Raw genomic sequence first — 19,365 nt, 5'->3', positions numbered from 1 at the left:
TATGCAATAGTTCACGCATGAATCCCGCTGTTACCGCTGCCTTGCAGCATGTCGTCCACGGTGCCTGTCCGCATGATTGCCCGGACACCTGCGCGCTGAAGATCACCGTCGAGGCGGGCCGCGTCATCAAGGTGCAGGGCCGGGCCGAGCATCCGAGCACCCATGGCGCGCTGTGCACCAAGGTCTCACGCTATGCCGAGCGGACCTACCACGGCGAGCGCCTGCTGCGGCCGCTCAAGCGCGTCAGCGCCAAGACCGAGGCGCCGCGCTTCGAGCCGGTGTCCTGGGCCGAGGCGCTGGCCGACATCGCCGCGCGGCTGAAGGCGATCGCCGCGCGCGATCCGCAGGCCATCCTGCCCTATAGCTATGCCGGCACCATGGGCCTGCTGCAGGGCGAGGCGATGGCCGGGCGCTTCTTCAACCGGCTGGGCGCCTCGCGCCTGGACCGCACGATCTGCGCCTCGGCCGGCGGCGCGGCGTTGACGGCGACCTATGGCCACAAGCTGGGCATGCACCTGCCCTTTTTCGCCGAGAGCCGGCTGATCCTGATCTGGGGCAGCAACTCGATCGCCTCGAACCTGCATTTCTGGACCTATGCGATGCAGGCCAAGCGCGAGGGCGCCAAGCTGATCTGCATCGACCCGCGCAGGACCGAGACGGCCGACAAATGCCACCAGCACATCGCGCTCTTGCCCGGCACGGACGGTGCGCTGGCCCTGGGCCTGATGCACGAGCTGATCGCCCATGACTGGCTCGATCACGACTACATCGCCCGCCATGTCGATGGCTGGGACGAGCTGCGCGGCAAGGCGCTGGGCTGGCCGCCCGAGCGGGTGGCCGAGGTCTGCGGCATCTCCGCCGAGGAGGTGCGCGGCCTGGCGCGCGACTATGCGACAAGCAAGCCGGCGGCGATCCGGCTCAACTACGGCATGCAGCGCGTGCGCGGCGGCGGCAATGCGGTGCGCCTGATCGCGCTGCTGCCCTGTCTGAGCGGCGCCTGGCGGCAGCGCGCCGGCGGCCTGCTGCTGTCGAGCTCGGGCTGGTTTGCACCGTTCAAGAACCCGGCCTTGGAGCGGCCCGATCTGCTGCCGGGCCCGCTGCCGCGCCTGATCAATATGAGCACCATCGGCGACGACCTCTTGCGCGAGAGCTCGGCCGAGTTCGGCCCCAAGATCGAGGCGGTCATCGTCTACAACAGCAACCCGGTGGCCGTCGCGCCGGAGTCGCCGAAGGTGGTTCGCGGCTTCCAGCGCGCCGATCTGTTCACCGTCGTGCTGGAGCACTTCATGACCGACACGGCCGATCTGGCCGACTATGTGTTGCCGGCGACCACCCAACTGGAGCACCTGGACCTGCACACCAGCTACGGCCACACCGATGTGCTGATCAACGAGCCGGCCGTGGCGCCGCTGGGCGAGGCCAAGCCGAACACGCAGATCTTCCGCGAACTGGCCGCCGCCTGCGGCTTCGACGATGCCGCCTTTGCCGACAGCGACGAGCAACTGGCCCGCCAGGCCTTCAACCGCGACATCGACTTCGACGCGCTGCGCGCGCAGGGCTGGCAAAGCCTGCCCCTGGCCGAGGCGCCGTTTGCCGAGGGCGGCTTTGCGACGCCGAATGGCCGCGCCAATGCGGCCGGCGCCGACTATGTGCCGAACTACGAGAGCCGGCAGTCCTCGCCCGAGCTGGCGCGGCGCTATCCGCTGGCGATGATCTCGCCGCCGGCACGCAATTTCCTCAACAGCAGCTTCGTCAATGTGAAGAGCCTGCGCGACATCGAGGGCGAGCCGCTGCTGGAGATCCATGCCGACGATGCGGCGGAGCGCGGCCTGACCGACGGCGCGATGGTGCGCGTGTTCAACGAGCGCGGCAGCTATCTGTGCAAGGCGCGCATCAGCCCGCGCGCGCGGCCCGGCGTCGTCAATGGCCTGGGCATCTGGTGGCGCAAGCTGGGCGCGGCGGGCACCAATGTCAACGAGCTGACGCACCAGCGCCTGACCGATCTGGGCCGGGCGCCCAGCTTCTACGACTGCCTGGTGCAGGTGGCCGCGGCGTGAGGCGGGCGGCCGCCGTTCCGCTGGCGGCGGCGGCGCTGCTGCTGAGCGGCTGCGGCCAGCTGGGCTATCTGAGCCAGTCGCTGAGCGGGCATCTGAGCCTGATCTCCAGCGCCCGGCCGGTCGAGGACTGGCTGGCCGACCCGGCGCTGAAGCCGGCGCTGCGCGAACGACTCCTGCTGAGCCAGCAGATGCGCGATTTCGCGATCGCCGAGCTGCACCTGCCGGCCAACAGCAGCTACCGCCGCTATGCCGATCTGAAGCGCGGCGCGGCGGTCTGGAACGTGGTCGCGACGCCGGAGCTGAGCCTGCAGCCCAAGACCTGGTGCTTTCCGGTGATGGGCTGCGTCGCCTACCGCGGCTATTTCGACCGCGGCGCGGCCGACGCCTATGCCGAGGAACTCCGGCGCGAGGAAGGGCTGGAGGTCATCGTCGGCGCGGTGCCGGCCTATTCGACCCTGGGCTGGAGCAACTGGTTCGGCGGCGACCCGCTCTTGAACACCTTCATCGCCTATCCGGAGGGCGAGCTGGCGCGCATGGTCTTCCATGAGCTGGCGCACCAGATCGCCTATGCGGCCGACGACACGACCTTCAACGAATCGTTTGCCACCGCGGTCGAGCGCCTGGGCGCCGAGGCCTGGATGCAGCAGAAGGCCAGCCCGCAGGCGCGCCAGGACTACCAGCGCGGCCTGGAGCGCCGCCAGCAGTTCCGCGCGCTGGCTGACGCGACGCGCCGGCGCCTGCAGGAGGTCTATGCCGGCTCGGGCGACGACGTCGGCAAGCGCGCGGACAAGGCGCGGGTGATGGCGGAGTTCCGCGCCGACTACCAGCGCATCAAGACCGAGCAATGGGAGGGCTATGCCGGCTACGATGACTGGGTCGCGCGGGCCAACAACGCCAGCTTTGCGCTGCTGGCCGCCTATGGCGAGCTGACGCCGGCCTTCGAGGCGCTGTTCGAGCGTCTGGGCCGCGACTGGCCGCGCTTCTATGCCGAGGTCAAGCGCCTGGCGGCGCTGCCCAAGGCGCAGCGCCGGGCCGAGTTGGCCGGCTGAGCGCCGCACGAAAACGAGGAGACATGACGATGGCCGATATACGCATCCACCGCGAGCACCAGCTGGGCCTTCAGCGCGCGCGCGAGCTGGCCTGGGCCTGGGCCGAGAAGGTCGAGGAGAAGTTCGACATGGAATGCACGGTGCTCGAGGGCAAGAGCAGCGACACGGTCGAGTTCAGCCGCTCCGGCGTCAAGGGGGAGCTGACGGTGGCGGCCGACCACTTCGAGCTGCGCGCCAAGCTGGGCCTCTTGCTGGGCGCCTTTAGGGCGACGATCGAGGAGCAGGTCGAGAAGGAGCTCGATGCGCTGCTGAAGAAGGAGACCGCCAAGGCCGCAAAGAAAAAGCCGACCTGAGCGGTCGGCTTCGCAGGCACCCTGGTGCCGGGCCTTGCTTACTTCAGCGACTCGATCAGGTCGATGTACTGCTGCATCGCCTCGTCGGTCGAGGTGCCCTTCAGCTCGTTCCAGGCATCCCATTTGGCGCGGCCGACCATATCGGTGAAGCCGGGGCGCTTGCCGTCCACATCGCCGGCGCTGCCCTGCTTGTACAGCGCATAGATCTTCAGCAGGGTCATATTGTCCGGACGCTCGGGCAGTTGCTTGGATGCCGCGACGGCGGCTTCGAATTGCTCTTTCAGGCTCATTGTTTCCTCTCCTTGGGGCGGCCGGGCTGGCGGCTTGGTGACAATCGGGATGGACGCAGCGGATGTTACCCAGCATTGTCTGGGCGGCACACTCTAGAAGACAGAAGAAAGCTCGAGCAAGGAGACGACTTTGGCGCCAGCAATGCAGGAACGCATGTCCAAGGTGGACACCGCCTGGCTGCGGATGGACACCGAGGCGAATCTGATGATGATCGTCGGCGTCTGGTACATCCGCCCCGGCATCACGCTGGCCGCGCTGCGCGAGCGGGTGCAGGACCGGCTGTTGCAGTACACGCGCTTTCGGCAGAAGGTCGTCGAGGACGCGCTCGGCGCGCAATGGGTGGAGGACGAGGACTTCGACATTGCCCGCCATGTGGTCGCCGAGGAACTGCTGCCGCTGCGCGGCCAGCAGCGCCAGGACGTGCTGAAGGAGCGCGTCGGCGAGTTGGCCGCCCAGGCGCTGGACCCCGAGCATCCGCTCTGGCAGTTCCAGCTGATCGAGAATCTGGACGAGGGCCGCAGCGCGCTGATCGCGCGCATCCACCACTGCATTGCGGACGGCATCGCGCTGATCTCGGTGATGCTGTCGATCACCGACGGCGGCAAGGCGCCGCCGCCGCGCAAGCAGCAGCCGCGCGACGACCAGGACTGGCTGGGCGACGCGCTGCTGCGGCCGATCAGCGACCTGACCATCAAGGCGATCGGCCTGGCCGGCGCCGGCGCGGCCAAGTCCATGGAGGCCTGGATCAACACGCCCTCGCCGGTGGACAGCTCGATGGAGGTGGCTCGCATCGGCGCCCAGGCGGTCAGCGACGTTGCCGCCTTCGCGCTGATGCCCGACGATTCGCCGACGCGGCTGAAGGGCAAGCCCGGCCCGCACAAGCGCGTCGCCTGGGACGAGGGCCTGGCGCTGGACACGGTCAAGATCGTCGGCAAGGCGCTTAATGCCTCGGTCAACGACGTGCTCTTGAGCTGCGTGGCCGGCGCGATCGGCCGCTATCTGGCCGACAAGGGCGAGGACCCGACGGGCAAGGAGATCCGCGCGATGGTGCCGGTCAATCTGCGCCCCTTGGACAAGGCCTACCAGCTGGGCAACCGCTTCGGCCTCGTGCCGCTGGTGCTGCCGATCGGCATCGCCAATCCGGTCGAGCGCCTGTACGCGGTGCGCGCGCGGATGAACGAGCTGAAGGGCAGCTTCCAGCCGGTGATGGCCTTCGGCCTGCTGTCGGTCGCCGGCCTCTTGATCAAGCCGGTGCAGCACGCGATGCTGGGCATCTTCGCCAAGAAGGCGACGGCGGTGATGACCAATGTGCCGGGCCCGGCCGAGGCGCTGAAGTTCTGCGGCGCCACGGTCGAGCGGGTGATGTTCTGGGTGCCGCAGTCCGGCGACATCGGCGTCGGCGTCAGCATCCTCACCTATGCCGGCAAGGTCCAGTTCGGCCTGATCACCGACAGCGGCCTGTGCCCCGACCCGCAGGCCGTCGTCGACAACTTCGCGCCGGAGTTCGAGAAGCTGCTGACGCTGAGCCTGATGCTGCCCTGGGGCGCCGACGGCTGGGACTGATGCATGCCCATGGAGAGCCCTTGCGGGGGCTCGCTATCCTCATGAATGGAGCCTTATGGCCAAGTACCTGATCTCCTTTCCCAGCAAGGCCATGGTCGTCCCCGACGAGCAGATGGAAGCGGTGGGCCGCGACGCGCACGCGGTGATCGAAGAGGCCAAGACCGCCGGGGTCTATGTCTTCGCCGGCGGGATCGACGAGTCGGTGCCACCCGTGCTCGTCTCGGCGGACGGCAAGGCGGTCGCCGGCGGCTACCCCTGGGCACCGAGCCTGGACGGCGGATTTGCCGTGCTCGAACTGCCCTCGCGCGAGGAGGCCGTGGCCTGGGCGGCGCGCATCGCCAAGGCCTGCCGTTGCGATCAGGAATTGCGCGTCTTCGGATTCGATCCGCGCGCCTGAGCGACCGGGTGGGCTGGCGCCTACTCTTCCAGCTCCTGCCGCGCCAGCTCCACGTCCAGCCGTTCCATCGCGTCCATCGCCTCGCAGGCGGCCGCGTCGGCATAGAGCTGCTCGGCCTCCTTCATGCGCTTGTCGCCCTCCAGCATCACCAGGCCGTTGGCGCGCTCGATCATCGCGATCGCGCTCGTGGGGTTCAGCTTCAGCGCCTGCTGGAACATCTTCAGGCCGGTGGCGGCATCGGCGCCCTGGGTCTTGCCCAGGAGCTTGCCGACCTTGTCGATCACCTCGGCATGGAAGGCGCCCAGCGCGATATGGGCGTCGGCATGCTTGGGTTCCAGCGCGATGGTGCGCTCCAGCGCATTCTTGACCTTGCTGCCCAGGCCCTGGGCCAGGGCCTTGGCGACGCTGATGCCCTGGCCGTAGCGGCCGATCGCGTAGGCCTGCTGGTACCAGGCGTTGGGGTTCTTGGGCTCGGTGGCCTGCTGGGCTTCGGCCCGCTCGGCGATCTCAAGGAACATCTCGAGCTTCAGCTTCTCCTTCTTCTCGAGGTAGTTCGCGTAGATCGCCTGCGCCTTGTTGGCGACATTGATGCCGGCCCCGCCGGCGGCCAGGCCCGCCTCGTAGGCGGCCTGGAACTCGCCGGCGTGGAAATGAATCCAGGCCTCGACCACGGCGGCGTCCTTCGGATACGGCTCGGCATCGCCGGCATGCAGGCGCGCCCACTGCTTCTTCAGCGTCGCGGCGTTGTAGCGGTAGGCGCTGTTGTCATATGGGAAGGCGGTCCACTTGGCCATGGCGCTGTCTCCTTGATTGATTGACAAATTGATCAGGCTTGTTGCTGGTATTGGCCGGCGAGGGCGTAGAGATGGTCTTTGGAGGCCGGCTCCAGATAGGGCAGGAGCAGGCTCAGCAGATGGAAGGCGCCGCGCATCAGCGCCGCACCGGCGCGTTCGGGCTCCAGCGCATGGCGCGGGTCACGCACGTATTCGTAGCTGAGCCAGTAGCTCAAGAGCACCACCATGGCATTGGCCGTCGGCGCGGCCTCGCGCGCGTCCATGTCCAGCGCGCCGCCATGCTGCAGACCGGCCAGCACCGCCCGCATCGCCTGACCCTTGGCGGCCAGCACGGCCTGGAAATGCGTCTCCAGCCGGCGGTTCTTGGACAGCAGATCGTTCAGGTCGCGGTAGAGGAAGCGGTGCTTCCAGATCAGCTCGTAGAACATATGGAAGAACAGCCAGGCGTCCTCGACATTGCGCACCTGGTCGGCCGCCTCCAGCAAGGTGTTCAGCTCGCCCTCGTAGCGATTGAACAGCGCGTTGATCAGCTCGTCCTTGGCCGGGTAGTGGTAGTAGAGATTGCCGGGGCTGATGCTCAGCTCGGCCGAGATCAGCGTGGTCGAGACATTGGGCTCACCGAAGCGGTTGAACAGGTCCAGCGTGACTTCGAGGATGCGCTCCGCCGTGCGGCGCGGCTTTTTGGTGGCCATGTAGTGCTTGTCTCCTGGGAGCGGATTCTGGCATCAGCCGCCCCGAGCAGGTTTTTCGCCGCCTTCCTACAATGCGCCGCCATGCATCCAACGACCCCCGCCATCTCCTTCCAGAATGTCAGCAAAACCTATCGAGGGGGCCGGGTCAGGGCACTCGACGGCGTGTCCTTCGACATCCAGCCGGGCGAGTTCTTCGGCCTGCTGGGGCCCAATGGCGCCGGCAAGACCAGCCTGATCAGCATCCTGGCCGGACTGGCCCGCGCCAGCGGCGGGGCCGTCAAGGTGCTGGGTCACGACGTCGTCGACGACTATGCCGCCGCCCGCAAGGCGCTGGGCATCGTGCCGCAGGAGCTGGTCTTCGACCCCTTCTTCAGCGTGCGCGAGACCCTGCGCATCCAGAGCGGCTATTTCGGCGTGCAGAACAACGAGGCCTGGATCGACGAGCTGCTCGAGAACCTGGGCCTGGCCGACAAGGCGCACGCGAACATGCGCCAGCTTTCCGGCGGCATGAAGCGCCGCGTGCTGGTCGCGCAGGCGCTGGTGCATCGGCCGCCGGTGATCGTGCTGGACGAGCCGACGGCCGGCGTCGACGTCGAGCTGCGCCAGACCCTGTGGCAGTTCATTGCGCGGCTGAACCGCGAGGGCCACACGGTGCTCCTGACCACGCATTACCTGGAAGAGGCCGAGGCGCTGTGCCAGCGCATCGCGATGCTCAAGCTCGGCCGCATCGTCGCGCTGGACAGCACCTCGGCGCTCTTGAAGGGCACGGCCTCGACCATGCTGCGCTTCAAGACCGATTCGGCGCTGCCGATCTCGCTGCTGGAGCAGTCGCGGGTGACCGGCCGCATCGTGCAGATCAAGGCCCATGACGCGGCCGAGGTCGAGACCATCCTGGGCACCCTGCGCGCCGCCGCCTGCCCGATCGAAGACCTGGAGATCGGCCGCGCCGATCTGGAAGACGTGTTCATCGAGATGATGCAAAGAGAAGAAGAACATCAAGGAGCCGCGGCATGAGCGCCAGCCACGCTTTCACGCTGCAGGGCGCCCGCACCCTGTTCTACAAGGAGGTGCTGCGCTTCTGGAAGGTCAGCTTCCAGACGGTGGCCGCGCCGGTGCTGACCGCCGTGCTTTACCTGCTGATCTTCGGCCATGTGCTGGAGGACCATGTGAAGGTCTATGGCACCGTCGGCTACACCAGCTTCCTGATCCCGGGCCTGGTGATGATGAGCGTGCTGCAGAACGCCTTTGCCAACAGCAGCTCCAGCCTGATCCAGAGCAAGATCACCGGCAACCTCGTGTTCCTGCTGGTGACGCCGCTGTCGCACTGGGCCTGGTTCGCCGCCTATGTCGGCGCGTCGATCGTGCGCGGCCTGGTCGTCGGCTTCGGCGTCATCGTCGTGACCTTCTGGTTCGCGCCGCCGGGCCTGGCCAATCCGCTCTGGATCATCGCCTTCGCCCTGCTGGGCGCGGCCATCATGGGCACCCTGGGCCTGATCGCCGGGCTCTGGGCCGAGAAATTCGACCAGATCGCCGCCTTCCAGAACTTCATCATCATGCCGATGACCTTTCTGTCCGGCGTGTTCTATTCGATCAAGTCGCTGCCGGCCTTCTGGCAGGGCGTCAGCCATCTGAACCCCTTCTTCTACATCATCGACGGCTTCCGCCGCGGCTTCTTCGGCGTCAGCGACGTCTCGCCCTGGCTCAGCCTGGGCCTGGTCGCCGGCGCCTTCGTCGTGCTCGCGGCCGTCGCGCTGGAACTGCTGCGCCGCGGCTACAAGATCCGCAGCTGAAGGCGCCGTTTAGAATCGACGCATCATGGCCGATCCCACCCCCGCCGAAGTCCAGCAGTACATTGCCGCCGGCCTTGCATGCTCCGAGCTGCAGGTCGAGGGTGATGGCCGCCATTTCTTTGCCACCATCGTCTCCAGCGAGTTCGAGGGCCTGAACCGGGTGCGGCGTCACCAGCGCGTCTACCGGGCGCTGGGCGACCGCATGCGCGAGCAGATCCACGCGCTGTCGATGAAGACGCTGACCCCGGCCGAGTGGGCCGCCGCCCCGCAAGACGCGAGCACCGAGCACCACCACTGATCGATCCTCACCCGCACGCGCGGCGGGTGGCGGTCTGGCGCTTCGGCAAGAGGGCGCCACCTGTCCACCGCTGCGATTGCACCCCAGCAGACACCAGCCAAGCACAGCATGGACAAACTTCTCATCCGCGGCGGCCGCCCCCTGGCCGGCGAAGTCCTCATCTCCGGCGCCAAGAACGCCGCCCTGCCCGAGCTCTGCGCCGCGCTGCTGACGGCCGAGGCGATCACCCTGCACAATGTGCCGCGCCTGCATGACGTGGCGACGATGCTGAAGCTCTTGCGCAATATGGGCGCGACGGCCGAGCGCAGCGAGACGCGCCCGGACGAGGTGACGCTGAACGCCGGCCCGGTCGACAAGCCCGAGGCGCCCTACGAGCTGGTCAAGACCATGCGAGCGTCCATCCTGGCCCTGGGCCCGCTCTTGGCCCGCTTCGGCCAGGCCAAGGTCTCGCTGCCGGGCGGCTGCGCGATCGGCTCGCGACCGGTCGACCAGCACATCAAGGGCCTGCAGGCCATGGGCGCCGAGATCACGGTCGAGCATGGCTATATCCATGCCAAGGTCGCCGGCGGACGGCTCAAGGGCGCCCGCATCACGACGGACATGATCACCGTCACCGGCACCGAGAACTTCCTGATGGCCGCCGCGCTGGCCGAGGGCGAGACCATCCTCGAGAACGCCGCCCAGGAGCCCGAGATCAGCGACCTGGCCGAGATGCTGATCGGCATGGGCGCCAAGATCGAGGGCCATGGCACGAGCCGCATCCGCATCCAGGGCGTGGACAAGCTGCACGCGCCCAAGACCCCGCACCGCATCATCCCGGACCGCATCGAGGCCGGCACCTTCCTGTGCGCGGTCGCGGCCGCCGGCGGTGACGTGCTCCTGAAGAACGCCGAGGCCAAGCACCTGGACGCGGTGATCGACAAGCTGCGCGAGGCCGGCGTGACGATAGTTCCCGGCGCCGACACGATCCGCGTCAAGGCCGCCGGCCGGCCCAAGGCGGTCGGTTTCCGCACCAGCGAGTACCCGGCCTTCCCGACCGATATGCAGGCGCAGTTCATGGCGGTCAACTGCATCGCCGAGGGCGCGGCCAAGATCAGCGAGACGATCTTCGAGAACCGCTATATGCACGTCAACGAGTTGGTGCGCCTGGGCGCCCGGATCGAGGTCGACGGCTCGACGGCGGTCGTCAGCGGCGTCGAGCGCCTGTCCGGCGCGACCGTGATGGCCACCGATCTGCGCGCCTCCGCCAGCCTCGTCATCGCCGGCCTGGTCGCCCAGGGCCAGACCACGGTCGACCGCATCTACCACCTGGACCGCGGCTACGACCGCATGGAAGACAAGCTGCGCCTGCTGGGCGCCGACATCGAGCGGGTGTCCTGAGCATGAGTGCGACGATCACGCTGGCGCTGTCCAAGGGCCGCATCTTCGAGGAGACCTTGCCGCTGCTGAAGGCGGCCGGCATCGAGGTGCTGGAAGACCCGGAGACCTCGCGCAAGCTGATCCTCGCGACGAACAAGCCGGAGGTGCGCGTCGTGCTGGTGCGCGCCAGCGACGTGCCCACCTATGTGCAGTACGGCGGCGCCGATCTCGGCGTGGCCGGCCGCGACGTACTGATCGAGCATGGCGTAGCGGGCATGTACGTGCCGCTGGACCTGAACATCGCGCGCTGCCGCATGAGCGTGGCCGTGCGCGACGACTTCGATTACGCCACCGCGGTCCAGCAGGGCTCGCGCATCCGCGTCGCCACCAAGTACACCGAGATCGCCCGCCAACATTTCGCCGACAAGGGCGTGCATGTGGACCTGATCAAGCTCTACGGCTCGATGGAGCTGGCGCCGCTGACCGGCCTGGCCGACGCGATCGTCGACCTGGTCTCGACCGGCGGCACCTTGCGCGCCAACCGCCTGATCGAGGTCGAGCGCATCATGGACATCTCCTCGCGCCTGGTCGTCAACCAGGCGGCGCTCAAGCTCAAGCGCGAGCCGCTGCGCCGGCTGATCGACGCCTTCGCCTCCGCCATTCCGAAGTAGTTTTTATATCCCATGCTCATCCGCCAGCTCAGCACCACCGCCCCCGACTTCGAAGCCGAGTTCCAGCGCGTGCTGCACTGGTCGGCCGAGACCGATTCGGCGATCGAGCAGCGGGTGGCCGAGATCCTGGCCGATGTGCGCCAGCGTGGCGACGCCGCCGTGCTCGAGTACACGGCGCGCTTCGATCATCTGCAGGCCACCACGCTGGGCGAGCTGGAACTGACGCGCGAGGAGCTGAAGGCCGCCTTCGAGGCGATCACGCCGGCCCAGCGCGCGGCCCTGGAAGCCGCCGCCGCCCGCGTGCGCAGTTATCACGAGCGGCAGAAGCAGGCCTGCGGCCAGAGCTGGAGCTACCGCGACGAGGACGGCAGCTTGCTGGGGCAAAAGGTGACCCCGCTGGATCGCGTCGGCATCTATGTGCCGGGCGGCAAGGCGGCCTATCCGAGCAGCGTCCTGATGAACGCGATTCCGGCCCAGGTGGCCGGCGTGCCCGAGATCATCATGGTCGTGCCGACGCCGAAGGGCGAGAAGAACCCGCTGGTGCTGGCCGCCGCCTATGTGGCCGGCGTGCACCGTGCCTTCACGATCGGCGGCGCGCAGGCCGTCGCGGCCCTGGCCTACGGCACGGCGACGGTGCCGCGCGTCGACAAGATCACCGGCCCCGGCAATGCCTATGTGGCCAGCGCGAAGAAGCATGTGTTCGGCCAGGTCGGCATCGACATGATCGCCGGCCCCAGCGAGATCCTGGTGCTGGCCGATGGCACGACGCCGCCGGACTGGGTCGCGATGGACCTGTTCTCGCAGGCCGAGCACGACGAGCTGGCGCAAAGCATTCTCCTGTGCCCCGACGCCGGCTATATCGCCCAGGTGCACGAGGCGATCGCACGCCTGTTGCCGACGATGCCGCGCGAGGCGGTGATCCGTGCCTCGCTGGCCGGCCGCGGCGCGTTGATCCAGACCCGCTCGATGGACGAGGCCTGCGAGATCAGCAACCGCATCGCGCCCGAGCACCTGGAGGTGTCGAGCGCCGAGCCGCAGCGCTGGGAGCCGCTCTTGCGCCATGCCGGCGCGATCTTCCTCGGTGCCTACACCAGCGAATCGCTGGGCGACTACTGCGCCGGCCCCAACCATGTGCTGCCGACCTCGGGCACCGCGCGCTTCTCCTCGCCGCTGGGCGTCTATGACTTCCAGAAGCGCTCGAGCCTGATCGAGGTCAGCGAGGCCGGCGCGCAGAAGCTGGGGCCCATCGCCGCCGAGCTCGCCTATGGCGAGGGCCTGCAGGGCCATGCGCAGGCGGCCGAGATGCGCTTGACGAAGAGCGTCGGCGGCTGAGCGTTGGCTGTTCCGGCGCTGCCCGGTCGATGGGTTGTTTGTTCGCATTTCGCCCGGATCGGGCGAATGTCGGCGTGATCCCGGAATTCGGCGTGCCGCCGCCGGCCTCACAATGCCGCTTCCCCGGCAGCGTGGAGCGGCGGCATGACGGAAATCTTCGGCTATCTCGGCGCCTTGCTGACGCTGGCGACCTTCTCGATGAAGACGATGCTGCGCCTGCGCATCGCCGGCATCGCCGCCAACTTCGCCTTCATCAGCTACGGGGCGCTGGGCCATGTCTACCCGGTGCTGCTCTTGCACCTGACCCTGCTGCCGCTGAACATCTGGCGCTTGCGCCAGTTGCTGCGCTTGACCAGCGAGCTGCGCGGCGCCTCGATCCAGGGCGTGCCGGCCTCGCTCGAATGGCTGCAGCCGTTCAGCCACCGCCGCCTGATGCGCGCCGGCGAGACGCTGTTCAGGCTCGGCGACGAGGGCAAGGAGATGGTCTTCGTGCTGGACGGGCGTTTCCGCGCGGTCGAGGCCGATGTGCCGCTGGGCAAGGGCGAGTTCATCGGCGAACTGGGCCTGGTCTCGCCCTCGCATCGGCGCACGCAGACGGTGGTCTGCGACGAGGACGGCACGCTCTTGCTGATCAGCTACGACGAGGTGCGCCAGCTCTACTTCCAGAACCCGCGCTTCGGCTTCTTCTTCCTGGAGCTGGTCGCCCAGCGCCTGTTCCACGACGTCGAGCAGCGGGCGGCGCGGCAGGCGGCTCAGGCCTGAAGGCACTCAGGGCGAGCCCAGACCTGCCGCCTGGGCCGACAGCGTGCCCAACTGCTCGTACAGCGGCAGCGTGTTCGTCGGCCGGCCCGGGTGGACGCGGTTGGCCAGCAGCACGAAGAAGCTGCGACTGCCCGGGTCGAGCCAGAAAGCGCAACCGGTGAAGCCGGTGTGGCCGAAGCTCAGGCCCTTCGGATAGAGCTTGCCGCGCGGCCGCGAGTAGGCCGTGTCGATGTCCCAGCCCAGGCTGCGCACCGGGAGGCCGGCCGGCGACTGCGGCGTCGTCAGCAGCCGGACGCTCTCGCTTGAGAGCAGGTGCCGGCCGTCGTCCATCACGCCGCCATTGAGCAGCATCCGAGCGAAGCGGGCCAGGTCGGCGCTCGTCGTGAACAGTCCCGCATGGCCGGCCACGCCGCCCATCTTGCGGGCGGTCGGATCGTGGACCTCGCCGCGCAGCATGCGGCCCTCATCGAGCTTTTGCGTCGGCGCGATGCGCGCGACGGCGAAGCGGCGCAGCGGCAGATAGCCGCTGTCGCTCATTCCCATCGGCTCGAACAGGGCCGTCTGCGCGAACTGCTCCAGCGGCATGCCGGCCTGCTTCGCGACGATGATGCCCAGCAGGATGTAGTTGAGGTCCGAGTAGCGGAACTGAGCGCCGGGGCTGCCGTCCAGCGCCAGCGCGCAGCCGATTCGCTGCGCCGCGGCGATGCCGGACCAGTCGCCGGCGCCGTTGCCGGGCAGGCTGGCCGGCAGGGCCGAGCTGTGGGTCAGCAGATGCCGGATCGTGATGCCGGCCTTGTCGGCCCCGCCGCAGTCGGGCAGATAGCGTTGCAGCGGCGCCTCGATGTCGAGGCGGCCCCGCTCGCGCAGCAACTGCACCAGGGTCGCCGTGACGACGGCCTTGGTCAGCGAGGCCGCGTCGAAGATGGTCGCCTCGTCCAGCGCCTCGGCCTGCGGCTCCAGCGCGCGCTGGCCATAGGCGCGTTGGTAGGGCGCATGGCCCGCCTGCTCGATCCAGAGCTGGCCGCCGGGCATCTGCTCCTTGTCGATCATCGCCTGCATCGCCGCATCGGCCTCGGCCAGAGGGGCCTGGACCAGCGGCGGCAGTGCCTGATGGGCGGCGCAGGCAGCGACGAACAGCAGGACGGCGAAGGCGGGCAGGCGCCGGGACGAGGTCTTCATCGGCGCAGATTGTCAGTGGCTCCTTCCGAAGGCGACCATGCCAAAGCCGGTCCTGGCGATAAGCCCAAGTAACACGAACTTCGTGTTCCACGAACTTCGTGTTAAATTGCGAGCCATGAAGAACGTCACCATTTCGATGGACGACAGCGTGGCCGAGTGGGCGCGCCTGGAGGCGGCGCGGCGCAATACCAGCGTCTCGCGTCTGGTCGGCGAGATGCTGGCCGAGAAGATGCGTTCGGACGATGCCTACGAACGGGCGATGCAGGACTGGCTGCACCGCGAAAGGGCCTGGGTGTCGGAAGGCCAGCCCTATCCGGGCCGGAGCGACGAGCGATGAGCTCGGTGACCGTCTTTGTCGACACCTCGGTGCTGATCCTCAGCGAGGACGGCGCCCGGCCCGACGCGCGCGAGCAAGTGCTGGCCTGGCTGCGCCGGCTCTGGCAACAGCGCAGCGGCCGCGTCTCGACTCAGGTGCTGAACGATTTCTACCGCCTGGTGACGACCCGCATCAGCCCGGCCATGCCCAATGGCGATGCGCGTGCCGAGGTGCGACGCTACCAGCGCTGGAGCCCCTGGCAGATCGATCATGCGACGGTGGAGAGCGCCTGGTCGATCGAGAGCCGTTTCGGCCTCGCCTATGCCGACGCCCTGATCGTTGCCGCCGCCAAGGCGCAGGGCTGCGCTCTGCTGCTGAGCCTGGAACTGCCGCACGGCCAGGTCTACGACAGCGTGCAGGTGTTGGATCCGCTGCGGGCGGCGCCCGAGCCCTTGTTGGAGAAGTGATGATGACGATGGACAGAATCGAACAAGGTCTGGCCTGCTTTCGCGACGATCTGCGCGCGACCCATGCCTATGCGGTCCAGCCCAGCGCGGGCCTGGTCAAGCTGGACGTGATGGAGAACCCCTTCCGCCTGCCGGCCGATCTGCAGCGCCGCCTGGGCGAGCGACTCGGCGCCGTCGCGATCAACCGTTACCCGGCCGAGCGCACCGCCGATCTGGCCGCCGCGCTGGCGGCCCATGCCGGCATGCCGGCCGGCTGCGCCATCACCCTGGGCAATGGCTCGGACGAGCTGATCACGATGCTCAGCATGGCCTGCGGCCGGCCCGGCGCCACGGTGCTGTCGCCCATGCCCAGCTTCGTCATGTACGAGATCTCGGCGCGCTACCAGGGCCTCAAATTCGTCGGCGTGCCGCTGCGCGAGGACTTCGAGCTCGACGGCCCCGCGATGCTGGCTGCGATTGCCGAGCATCGTCCGGCGCTGATCTATCTGTCCTATCCGAACAACCCGACCGGCAATCTCTGGGACGCGGCCCTGATCGAGCAGATCGTCGAGGCGGCGCCGGGCCTGGTGGTGATGGACGAGGCCTATCAGCCCTTTGCCGCCGCGCACTCGATGCCGCTGCTGGAGCGCCACCCCCATGTGCTGGTGATGCGCACGATGAGCAAGTTCGGCCTGGCCGGCGTGCGCATCGGCTATCTGATCGGCCGCGAGGCGCTCATTGCCGAGGTCGACAAGGTGCGGCCGCCCTTCAATATCGGCGTCTTGAATGCCGAGGCGGGCCTGTTCGCGCTCGAGCATGCCGAGGTCTATGCCGCCCAGGCGGCCGAGCTGCGCGCGCAGCGCGAGGCGGTGTTTGCGGCGCTGCAGGCAATGCCCGGCGTCAAGCCCTATCCGAGCCAGGGCAATATGATTCTGCTGCGCGTGGCCGATGCGGCGCGCACCTTCGCCGGCATGAAGGCACGCGGCGTGCTGATCAAGAACTCGTCCGCCGCCCATCCCTCGCTGGCCAACTGCCTGCGCATCACGATCGGCACGGCCGAGGAAAACGCGGCCATGCTGGCCGCACTCAAAGAGAGCTTGTCATGAGTAGCGATCGCATCGCGGAAGTCAGCCGCAACACCAAGGAAACCCAGATCACCGTGCGCGTCAATCTGGACGGCACGGGCGAGGCCCGGCTGAACACGGGCATCGGCTTCTTCGACCATATGCTGGACCAGATCGCGCGCCATGGCCTGATCGATCTGGACATCGAGGCCAAGGGCGATCTGCACATCGACGGCCACCACACGGTCGAGGACGTCGGCATCACCCTGGGCCTGGCCGTCGCCAAGGCGATCGGCGACAAGAAGGGCATCACCCGCTACGGCCACAGCTATGTGCCGCTGGACGAGGCGCTGTCGCGTGTCGTCATCGACTTCTCCGGTCGCCCGGGCCTGGAGATGGACTGCAAGTTCACCTCGGGCGCCGTCGGCGCCTTCGACACCCAGCTGACCTACGAATTCTTCCAGGGCTTCGTCAACCATGCGCTGGTGACCCTGCATGTCGACAATCTGAAGGGCCACAACGCCCATCATCAGGCCGAGACCATGTTCAAGGCCTTCGGCCGCGCGCTGCGCATGGCGATGACGCTCGATCCGCGCTCGGCCGGCCAGATTCCGTCGACCAAGGGAAGCCTCTGACATGAGCAGCAAGAAGGCGACCGTGGCCGTCGTCGACTACGGCATGGGCAATCTGCGCTCGGTCTCGCAGGCGGTGCTGCATGCGGCGGCCGATACCGGCGTCGAGGTCCTCGTCACCTCCCGGCCCGAAGAAGTCCACGCGGCCGAGCGCATCGTGCTGCCGGGCCAGGGCGCGATGCGCGACTGCATGCGCGAGCTGGCCGACTCCGGGCTCAAGGAGGCCGTGCTCGACGCGGCGGCCAACAAGCCCTTGATGGGCGTCTGCGTCGGCATGCAGATGCTGCTGGACCACAGCGAGGAGCAGGACACGCCGGGGCTCGGGTTGATCCCCGGCCGGGTCCGGCGCTTCCAGCTGGAAGGCCAGGTCCAGCCCGACGGCAGCCGCTACAAGGTGCCGCAGATGGGTTGGAACCGCGTGCACCAGACCCAGGCGCATCCGGTCTGGGGCGAGGTGCCCGACGAGAGCTGGTTCTACTTCGTGCACAGCTTCTACGCGGCACCGTCTGAAGCGCGCCACAGCGCCGGCGAGACCGACTACGGCCAGCGCTTTACCTGCGCGGTGGCTAGGGATAATATTTTTGCGACTCAATTCCATCCCGAAAAAAGTGCCGCGCTGGGCCTTGCCCTCTACAAGAATTTCCTGCGCTGGAAGCCCTGAGGATCCCCACCTCCACCTGTCGCTCGGCCTTTTTCCTTCCTCCCCCTCTCAAAGCCTCGGCCATGCTGCTGATACCTGCCATTGACCTGAAAGACGGACGTTGCGTGCGCCTGAAGCAGGGCGATATGAATGATTCGACGACCTTCGGCGAGGACCCGGCCGAGATGGCAAGGCGCTGGGTCGATGCCGGCGCGCGGCGCCTGCATCTGGTCGACCTGAACGGCGCCTTCGCCGGCAAGCCGGTCAACGAGCCGGCGATCAAGGCCATCCTGCGCGAGGTCGGCGACGAGATCCCGGTGCAGCTGGGCGGTGGCATCCGCGACCTCGACACGATAGAGCGCTATCTGGACGACGGCCTGTCCTTCATCATCGTCGGCACGGCCGCGGTCAAGAACCCCGGCTTTCTGCAGGACGCGGCGACCGCCTTCGGCGGCCACATCCTCGTCGGCCTGGACGCCAAGGAAGGCAAGGTCGCGACCGATGGCTGGAGCAAGCTGACCGGCCACGAGGTGATCGACCTGGCCAAGAAGTTCGAGGACTACGGCATCGAGGGCATCATCTACACCGATATCGGGCGCGACGGCATGCTGACCGGCATCAATATCGACGCCACCGTCAAGCTGGCACGCGCGCTGTCCATTCCCGTCATCGCCTCCGGCGGCCTGTCCAGCATGGCCGATATCGAGGCGCTGTGCGCGGTCGAGAGCGAGGGCGTCGAGGGCGTCATCTGCGGCCGCGCGATCTACACCGGCGATCTCGACCTGAAGGCGGCGCAGGCGCGCGCCGACCAGCTCAGCCAGGGCTGAGCGCTACAACACCGGCCGCGCTGGCAGCGGCCCATCCAGAGAAGTCCATGCTGGCCAAACGCATCATTCCCTGCCTCGACGTCACCGGCGGTCGCGTCGTCAAGGGCATCAACTTCACCGAGCTGCGCGACGCCGGCGATCCGGTCGAGATCGCCGCGCGCTACAACGAGCAGGGCGCCGACGAGCTGACCTTTCTGGACATCACCGCGACCAGCGACGGCCGCGACCTGATTCTTCCGATCATCGAGGCGGTCGCCTCGCAGGTCTTCATTCCGCTGACCGTTGGCGGCGGCGTGCGCGAGGTCGCCGATGTGCGGCGCCTCCTGAATGCCGGTGCCGACAAGGTCAGCTTCAACTCCGCCGCCGTGGCCAATCCCGACGTGATCCGCGCCTCGTCCGACAAGTACGGCGCGCAGTGCATCGTCGTTGCGATCGACGCGAAGCGCCGCGCGGACGGCAGCGGCTGGGACGTCTACACCCATGGCGGCCGCAAGAACGTCGGCCTCGACGCGGTCGAATGGGCGAAGCAGATGGCCGAGTACGGCGCCGGCGAGATCCTGCTCACCAGCATGGACCGCGACGGCACGAAAAGCGGCTTCGACCTGGAACTGACCCGCGCCGTCAGCGATGCGGTCGGCGTGCCGGTGATCGCCTCCGGCGGCGTCGGCTCGCTCGACGATCTGGCCGACGGCGTGCAGAAGGGCGGCGCCGACGCGGTGCTGGCTGCCAGCATTTTTCACTATGGCCAGCACACGGTCGGTGAGGCGAAGGCCTTGATGGCGGCTCGCGGAATCCCGGTCCGGACATGAGCACCCCTCGTCAAACGGGCACGTTTGCCGGTCCCCCGAGGGGA

General features: G+C 67.9%; 23 protein-coding genes. 19 read left to right on the top strand and 4 right to left on the bottom strand.

The window, feature by feature from the left end:
• Window positions 1-17 precede the first annotated feature (17 nt).
• From QWJ38_RS19220 to QWJ38_RS19210, 3 genes are read left to right on the top strand one after another with little or no spacing between them, the layout of a single operon-like run.
• On the top strand, window positions 18-2,057 hold the full coding sequence (locus QWJ38_RS19220; RefSeq protein WP_290360731.1) for a molybdopterin-containing oxidoreductase family protein: 2,040 nt from the start codon (window positions 18-20) through the stop codon (window positions 2,055-2,057).
• A complete protein-coding gene (locus QWJ38_RS19215; protein WP_290360730.1) occupies window positions 2,054-3,106 on the top strand; it encodes an aminopeptidase in 1,053 nt (350 codons plus the stop codon). Before QWJ38_RS19220 ends, QWJ38_RS19215 begins: the two co-directional genes overlap by 4 nt.
• Window positions 3,107-3,135: 29 nt before the next feature.
• Window positions 3,136-3,459 carry a polyhydroxyalkanoic acid system family protein gene (locus QWJ38_RS19210; protein ID WP_290360729.1) on the top strand — a complete coding sequence of 108 codons (324 nt, stop codon included), beginning with the start codon at window positions 3,136-3,138 and terminating at the stop codon, window positions 3,457-3,459.
• Window positions 3,460-3,497: 38 nt separating this feature from the next.
• Here QWJ38_RS19210 and QWJ38_RS19205 read toward each other — a convergent pair whose 3' ends face one another.
• A complete protein-coding gene (locus tag QWJ38_RS19205; RefSeq protein ID WP_290360728.1) occupies window positions 3,498-3,749 on the bottom strand; it encodes an acyl-CoA-binding protein in 252 nt (83 codons plus the stop codon).
• A gap of 154 nt (window positions 3,750-3,903) precedes the next feature.
• Here QWJ38_RS19205 and QWJ38_RS19200 point away from each other — a divergent pair, with 154 nt between their 5' ends.
• Together QWJ38_RS19200 and QWJ38_RS19195 are read left to right on the top strand one after the other, a co-directional pair.
• A complete protein-coding gene (locus tag QWJ38_RS19200) occupies window positions 3,904-5,313 on the top strand; it encodes a wax ester/triacylglycerol synthase family O-acyltransferase (RefSeq protein WP_290360727.1) in 1,410 nt (469 codons plus the stop codon).
• 55 nt (window positions 5,314-5,368) lie between these two features.
• A complete protein-coding gene (locus tag QWJ38_RS19195) occupies window positions 5,369-5,710 on the top strand; it encodes a YciI family protein (RefSeq protein WP_290360726.1) in 342 nt (113 codons plus the stop codon).
• A gap of 20 nt (window positions 5,711-5,730) precedes the next feature.
• Here the strand turns inward: QWJ38_RS19195 and QWJ38_RS19190 are convergent, their stop codons facing one another.
• Together QWJ38_RS19190 and QWJ38_RS19185 are read right to left on the bottom strand one after the other, a co-directional pair.
• Window positions 5,731-6,504, bottom strand: coding sequence for a tetratricopeptide repeat protein (locus QWJ38_RS19190; protein ID WP_290360725.1), 774 nt, complete (start codon window positions 6,502-6,504; stop codon window positions 5,731-5,733).
• Window positions 6,505-6,536: 32 nt separating this feature from the next.
• Window positions 6,537-7,196, bottom strand: a complete 660-nt coding sequence (locus QWJ38_RS19185) for a TetR/AcrR family transcriptional regulator (protein ID WP_290360724.1) — start codon at window positions 7,194-7,196, stop codon at window positions 6,537-6,539.
• 81 nt (window positions 7,197-7,277) lie between these two features.
• Between QWJ38_RS19185 and QWJ38_RS19180 the strand changes: the two genes are divergently transcribed.
• The 7 genes from QWJ38_RS19180 (at window position 7,278) to QWJ38_RS19150 (ending at window position 13,408) form a co-directional block, all read left to right on the top strand.
• Window positions 7,278-8,210 carry an ABC transporter ATP-binding protein gene (locus QWJ38_RS19180; RefSeq protein ID WP_290360723.1) on the top strand — a complete coding sequence of 311 codons (933 nt, stop codon included), beginning with the start codon at window positions 7,278-7,280 and terminating at the stop codon, window positions 8,208-8,210.
• Complete coding sequence (locus QWJ38_RS19175) at window positions 8,207-8,986, top strand: ABC transporter permease (RefSeq protein ID WP_290360722.1); 780 nt, start codon at window positions 8,207-8,209, stop codon at window positions 8,984-8,986. Before QWJ38_RS19180 ends, QWJ38_RS19175 begins: the two co-directional genes overlap by 4 nt.
• A 25-nt stretch (window positions 8,987-9,011) precedes the next feature.
• Window positions 9,012-9,284 carry a BolA family protein gene (locus QWJ38_RS19170; protein ID WP_290360721.1) on the top strand — a complete coding sequence of 91 codons (273 nt, stop codon included), beginning with the start codon at window positions 9,012-9,014 and terminating at the stop codon, window positions 9,282-9,284.
• A 108-nt stretch (window positions 9,285-9,392) separates the two neighbouring features.
• Complete coding sequence (gene murA, locus QWJ38_RS19165) at window positions 9,393-10,664, top strand: UDP-N-acetylglucosamine 1-carboxyvinyltransferase (protein ID WP_290360720.1); 1,272 nt, start codon at window positions 9,393-9,395, stop codon at window positions 10,662-10,664.
• A 2-nt stretch (window positions 10,665-10,666) separates the two neighbouring features.
• Window positions 10,667-11,314, top strand: coding sequence for an ATP phosphoribosyltransferase (gene hisG, locus QWJ38_RS19160; RefSeq protein ID WP_290360719.1), 648 nt, complete (start codon window positions 10,667-10,669; stop codon window positions 11,312-11,314).
• 12 nt (window positions 11,315-11,326) lie between these two features.
• Window positions 11,327-12,646, top strand: coding sequence for a histidinol dehydrogenase (gene hisD, locus QWJ38_RS19155; RefSeq protein WP_290360718.1), 1,320 nt, complete (start codon window positions 11,327-11,329; stop codon window positions 12,644-12,646).
• Between the two features lie 144 nt (window positions 12,647-12,790).
• On the top strand, window positions 12,791-13,408 hold the full coding sequence (locus tag QWJ38_RS19150; protein WP_290360717.1) for a Crp/Fnr family transcriptional regulator: 618 nt from the start codon (window positions 12,791-12,793) through the stop codon (window positions 13,406-13,408).
• Window positions 13,409-13,414: 6 nt separating this feature from the next.
• Here the strand turns inward: QWJ38_RS19150 and QWJ38_RS19145 are convergent, their stop codons facing one another.
• Entirely contained in the window at window positions 13,415-14,587 is a 1,173-nt protein-coding gene (locus QWJ38_RS19145; protein WP_290360716.1) for a serine hydrolase domain-containing protein, read from the bottom strand.
• Window positions 14,588-14,702: 115 nt separating this feature from the next.
• Between QWJ38_RS19145 and QWJ38_RS19140 the strand changes: the two genes are divergently transcribed.
• The 7 genes from QWJ38_RS19140 (at window position 14,703) to hisF (ending at window position 19,321) form a co-directional block, all read left to right on the top strand.
• Window positions 14,703-14,924, top strand: coding sequence for a CopG family transcriptional regulator (locus QWJ38_RS19140; protein WP_290360715.1), 222 nt, complete (start codon window positions 14,703-14,705; stop codon window positions 14,922-14,924).
• Window positions 14,921-15,370, top strand: coding sequence for a PIN domain-containing protein (locus QWJ38_RS19135; protein ID WP_290360714.1), 450 nt, complete (start codon window positions 14,921-14,923; stop codon window positions 15,368-15,370). Before QWJ38_RS19140 ends, QWJ38_RS19135 begins: the two co-directional genes overlap by 4 nt.
• A gap of 2 nt (window positions 15,371-15,372) precedes the next feature.
• Window positions 15,373-16,455: a histidinol-phosphate transaminase gene (gene hisC / locus QWJ38_RS19130; protein ID WP_434064005.1), complete on the top strand. Its 1,083-nt coding sequence runs from the start codon at window positions 15,373-15,375 to the stop codon at window positions 16,453-16,455.
• A complete protein-coding gene (hisB, locus tag QWJ38_RS19125) occupies window positions 16,452-17,048 on the top strand; it encodes an imidazoleglycerol-phosphate dehydratase HisB (RefSeq protein WP_290360712.1) in 597 nt (198 codons plus the stop codon). Before hisC ends, hisB begins: the two co-directional genes overlap by 4 nt.
• A 1-nt stretch (window position 17,049) precedes the next feature.
• Entirely contained in the window at window positions 17,050-17,706 is a 657-nt protein-coding gene (gene hisH, locus QWJ38_RS19120; protein WP_290360711.1) for an imidazole glycerol phosphate synthase subunit HisH, read from the top strand.
• A gap of 62 nt (window positions 17,707-17,768) precedes the next feature.
• Window positions 17,769-18,512: a 1-(5-phosphoribosyl)-5-[(5-phosphoribosylamino)methylideneamino]imidazole-4-carboxamide isomerase gene (hisA, locus tag QWJ38_RS19115; RefSeq protein WP_290360710.1), complete on the top strand. Its 744-nt coding sequence runs from the start codon at window positions 17,769-17,771 to the stop codon at window positions 18,510-18,512.
• A 47-nt stretch (window positions 18,513-18,559) separates the two neighbouring features.
• Entirely contained in the window at window positions 18,560-19,321 is a 762-nt protein-coding gene (hisF, locus tag QWJ38_RS19110) for an imidazole glycerol phosphate synthase subunit HisF (RefSeq protein ID WP_290360709.1), read from the top strand.
• Window positions 19,322-19,365: the final 44 nt, after the last annotated feature.

Origin of the sequence: Roseateles violae (genome assembly GCF_030410485.1) — a bacterium.
Taxonomy (GTDB): domain Bacteria; phylum Pseudomonadota; class Gammaproteobacteria; order Burkholderiales; family Burkholderiaceae_C; genus Roseateles_D; species Roseateles_D violae.
This window is presented reverse-complemented; position numbering and strand designations above follow the sequence as displayed.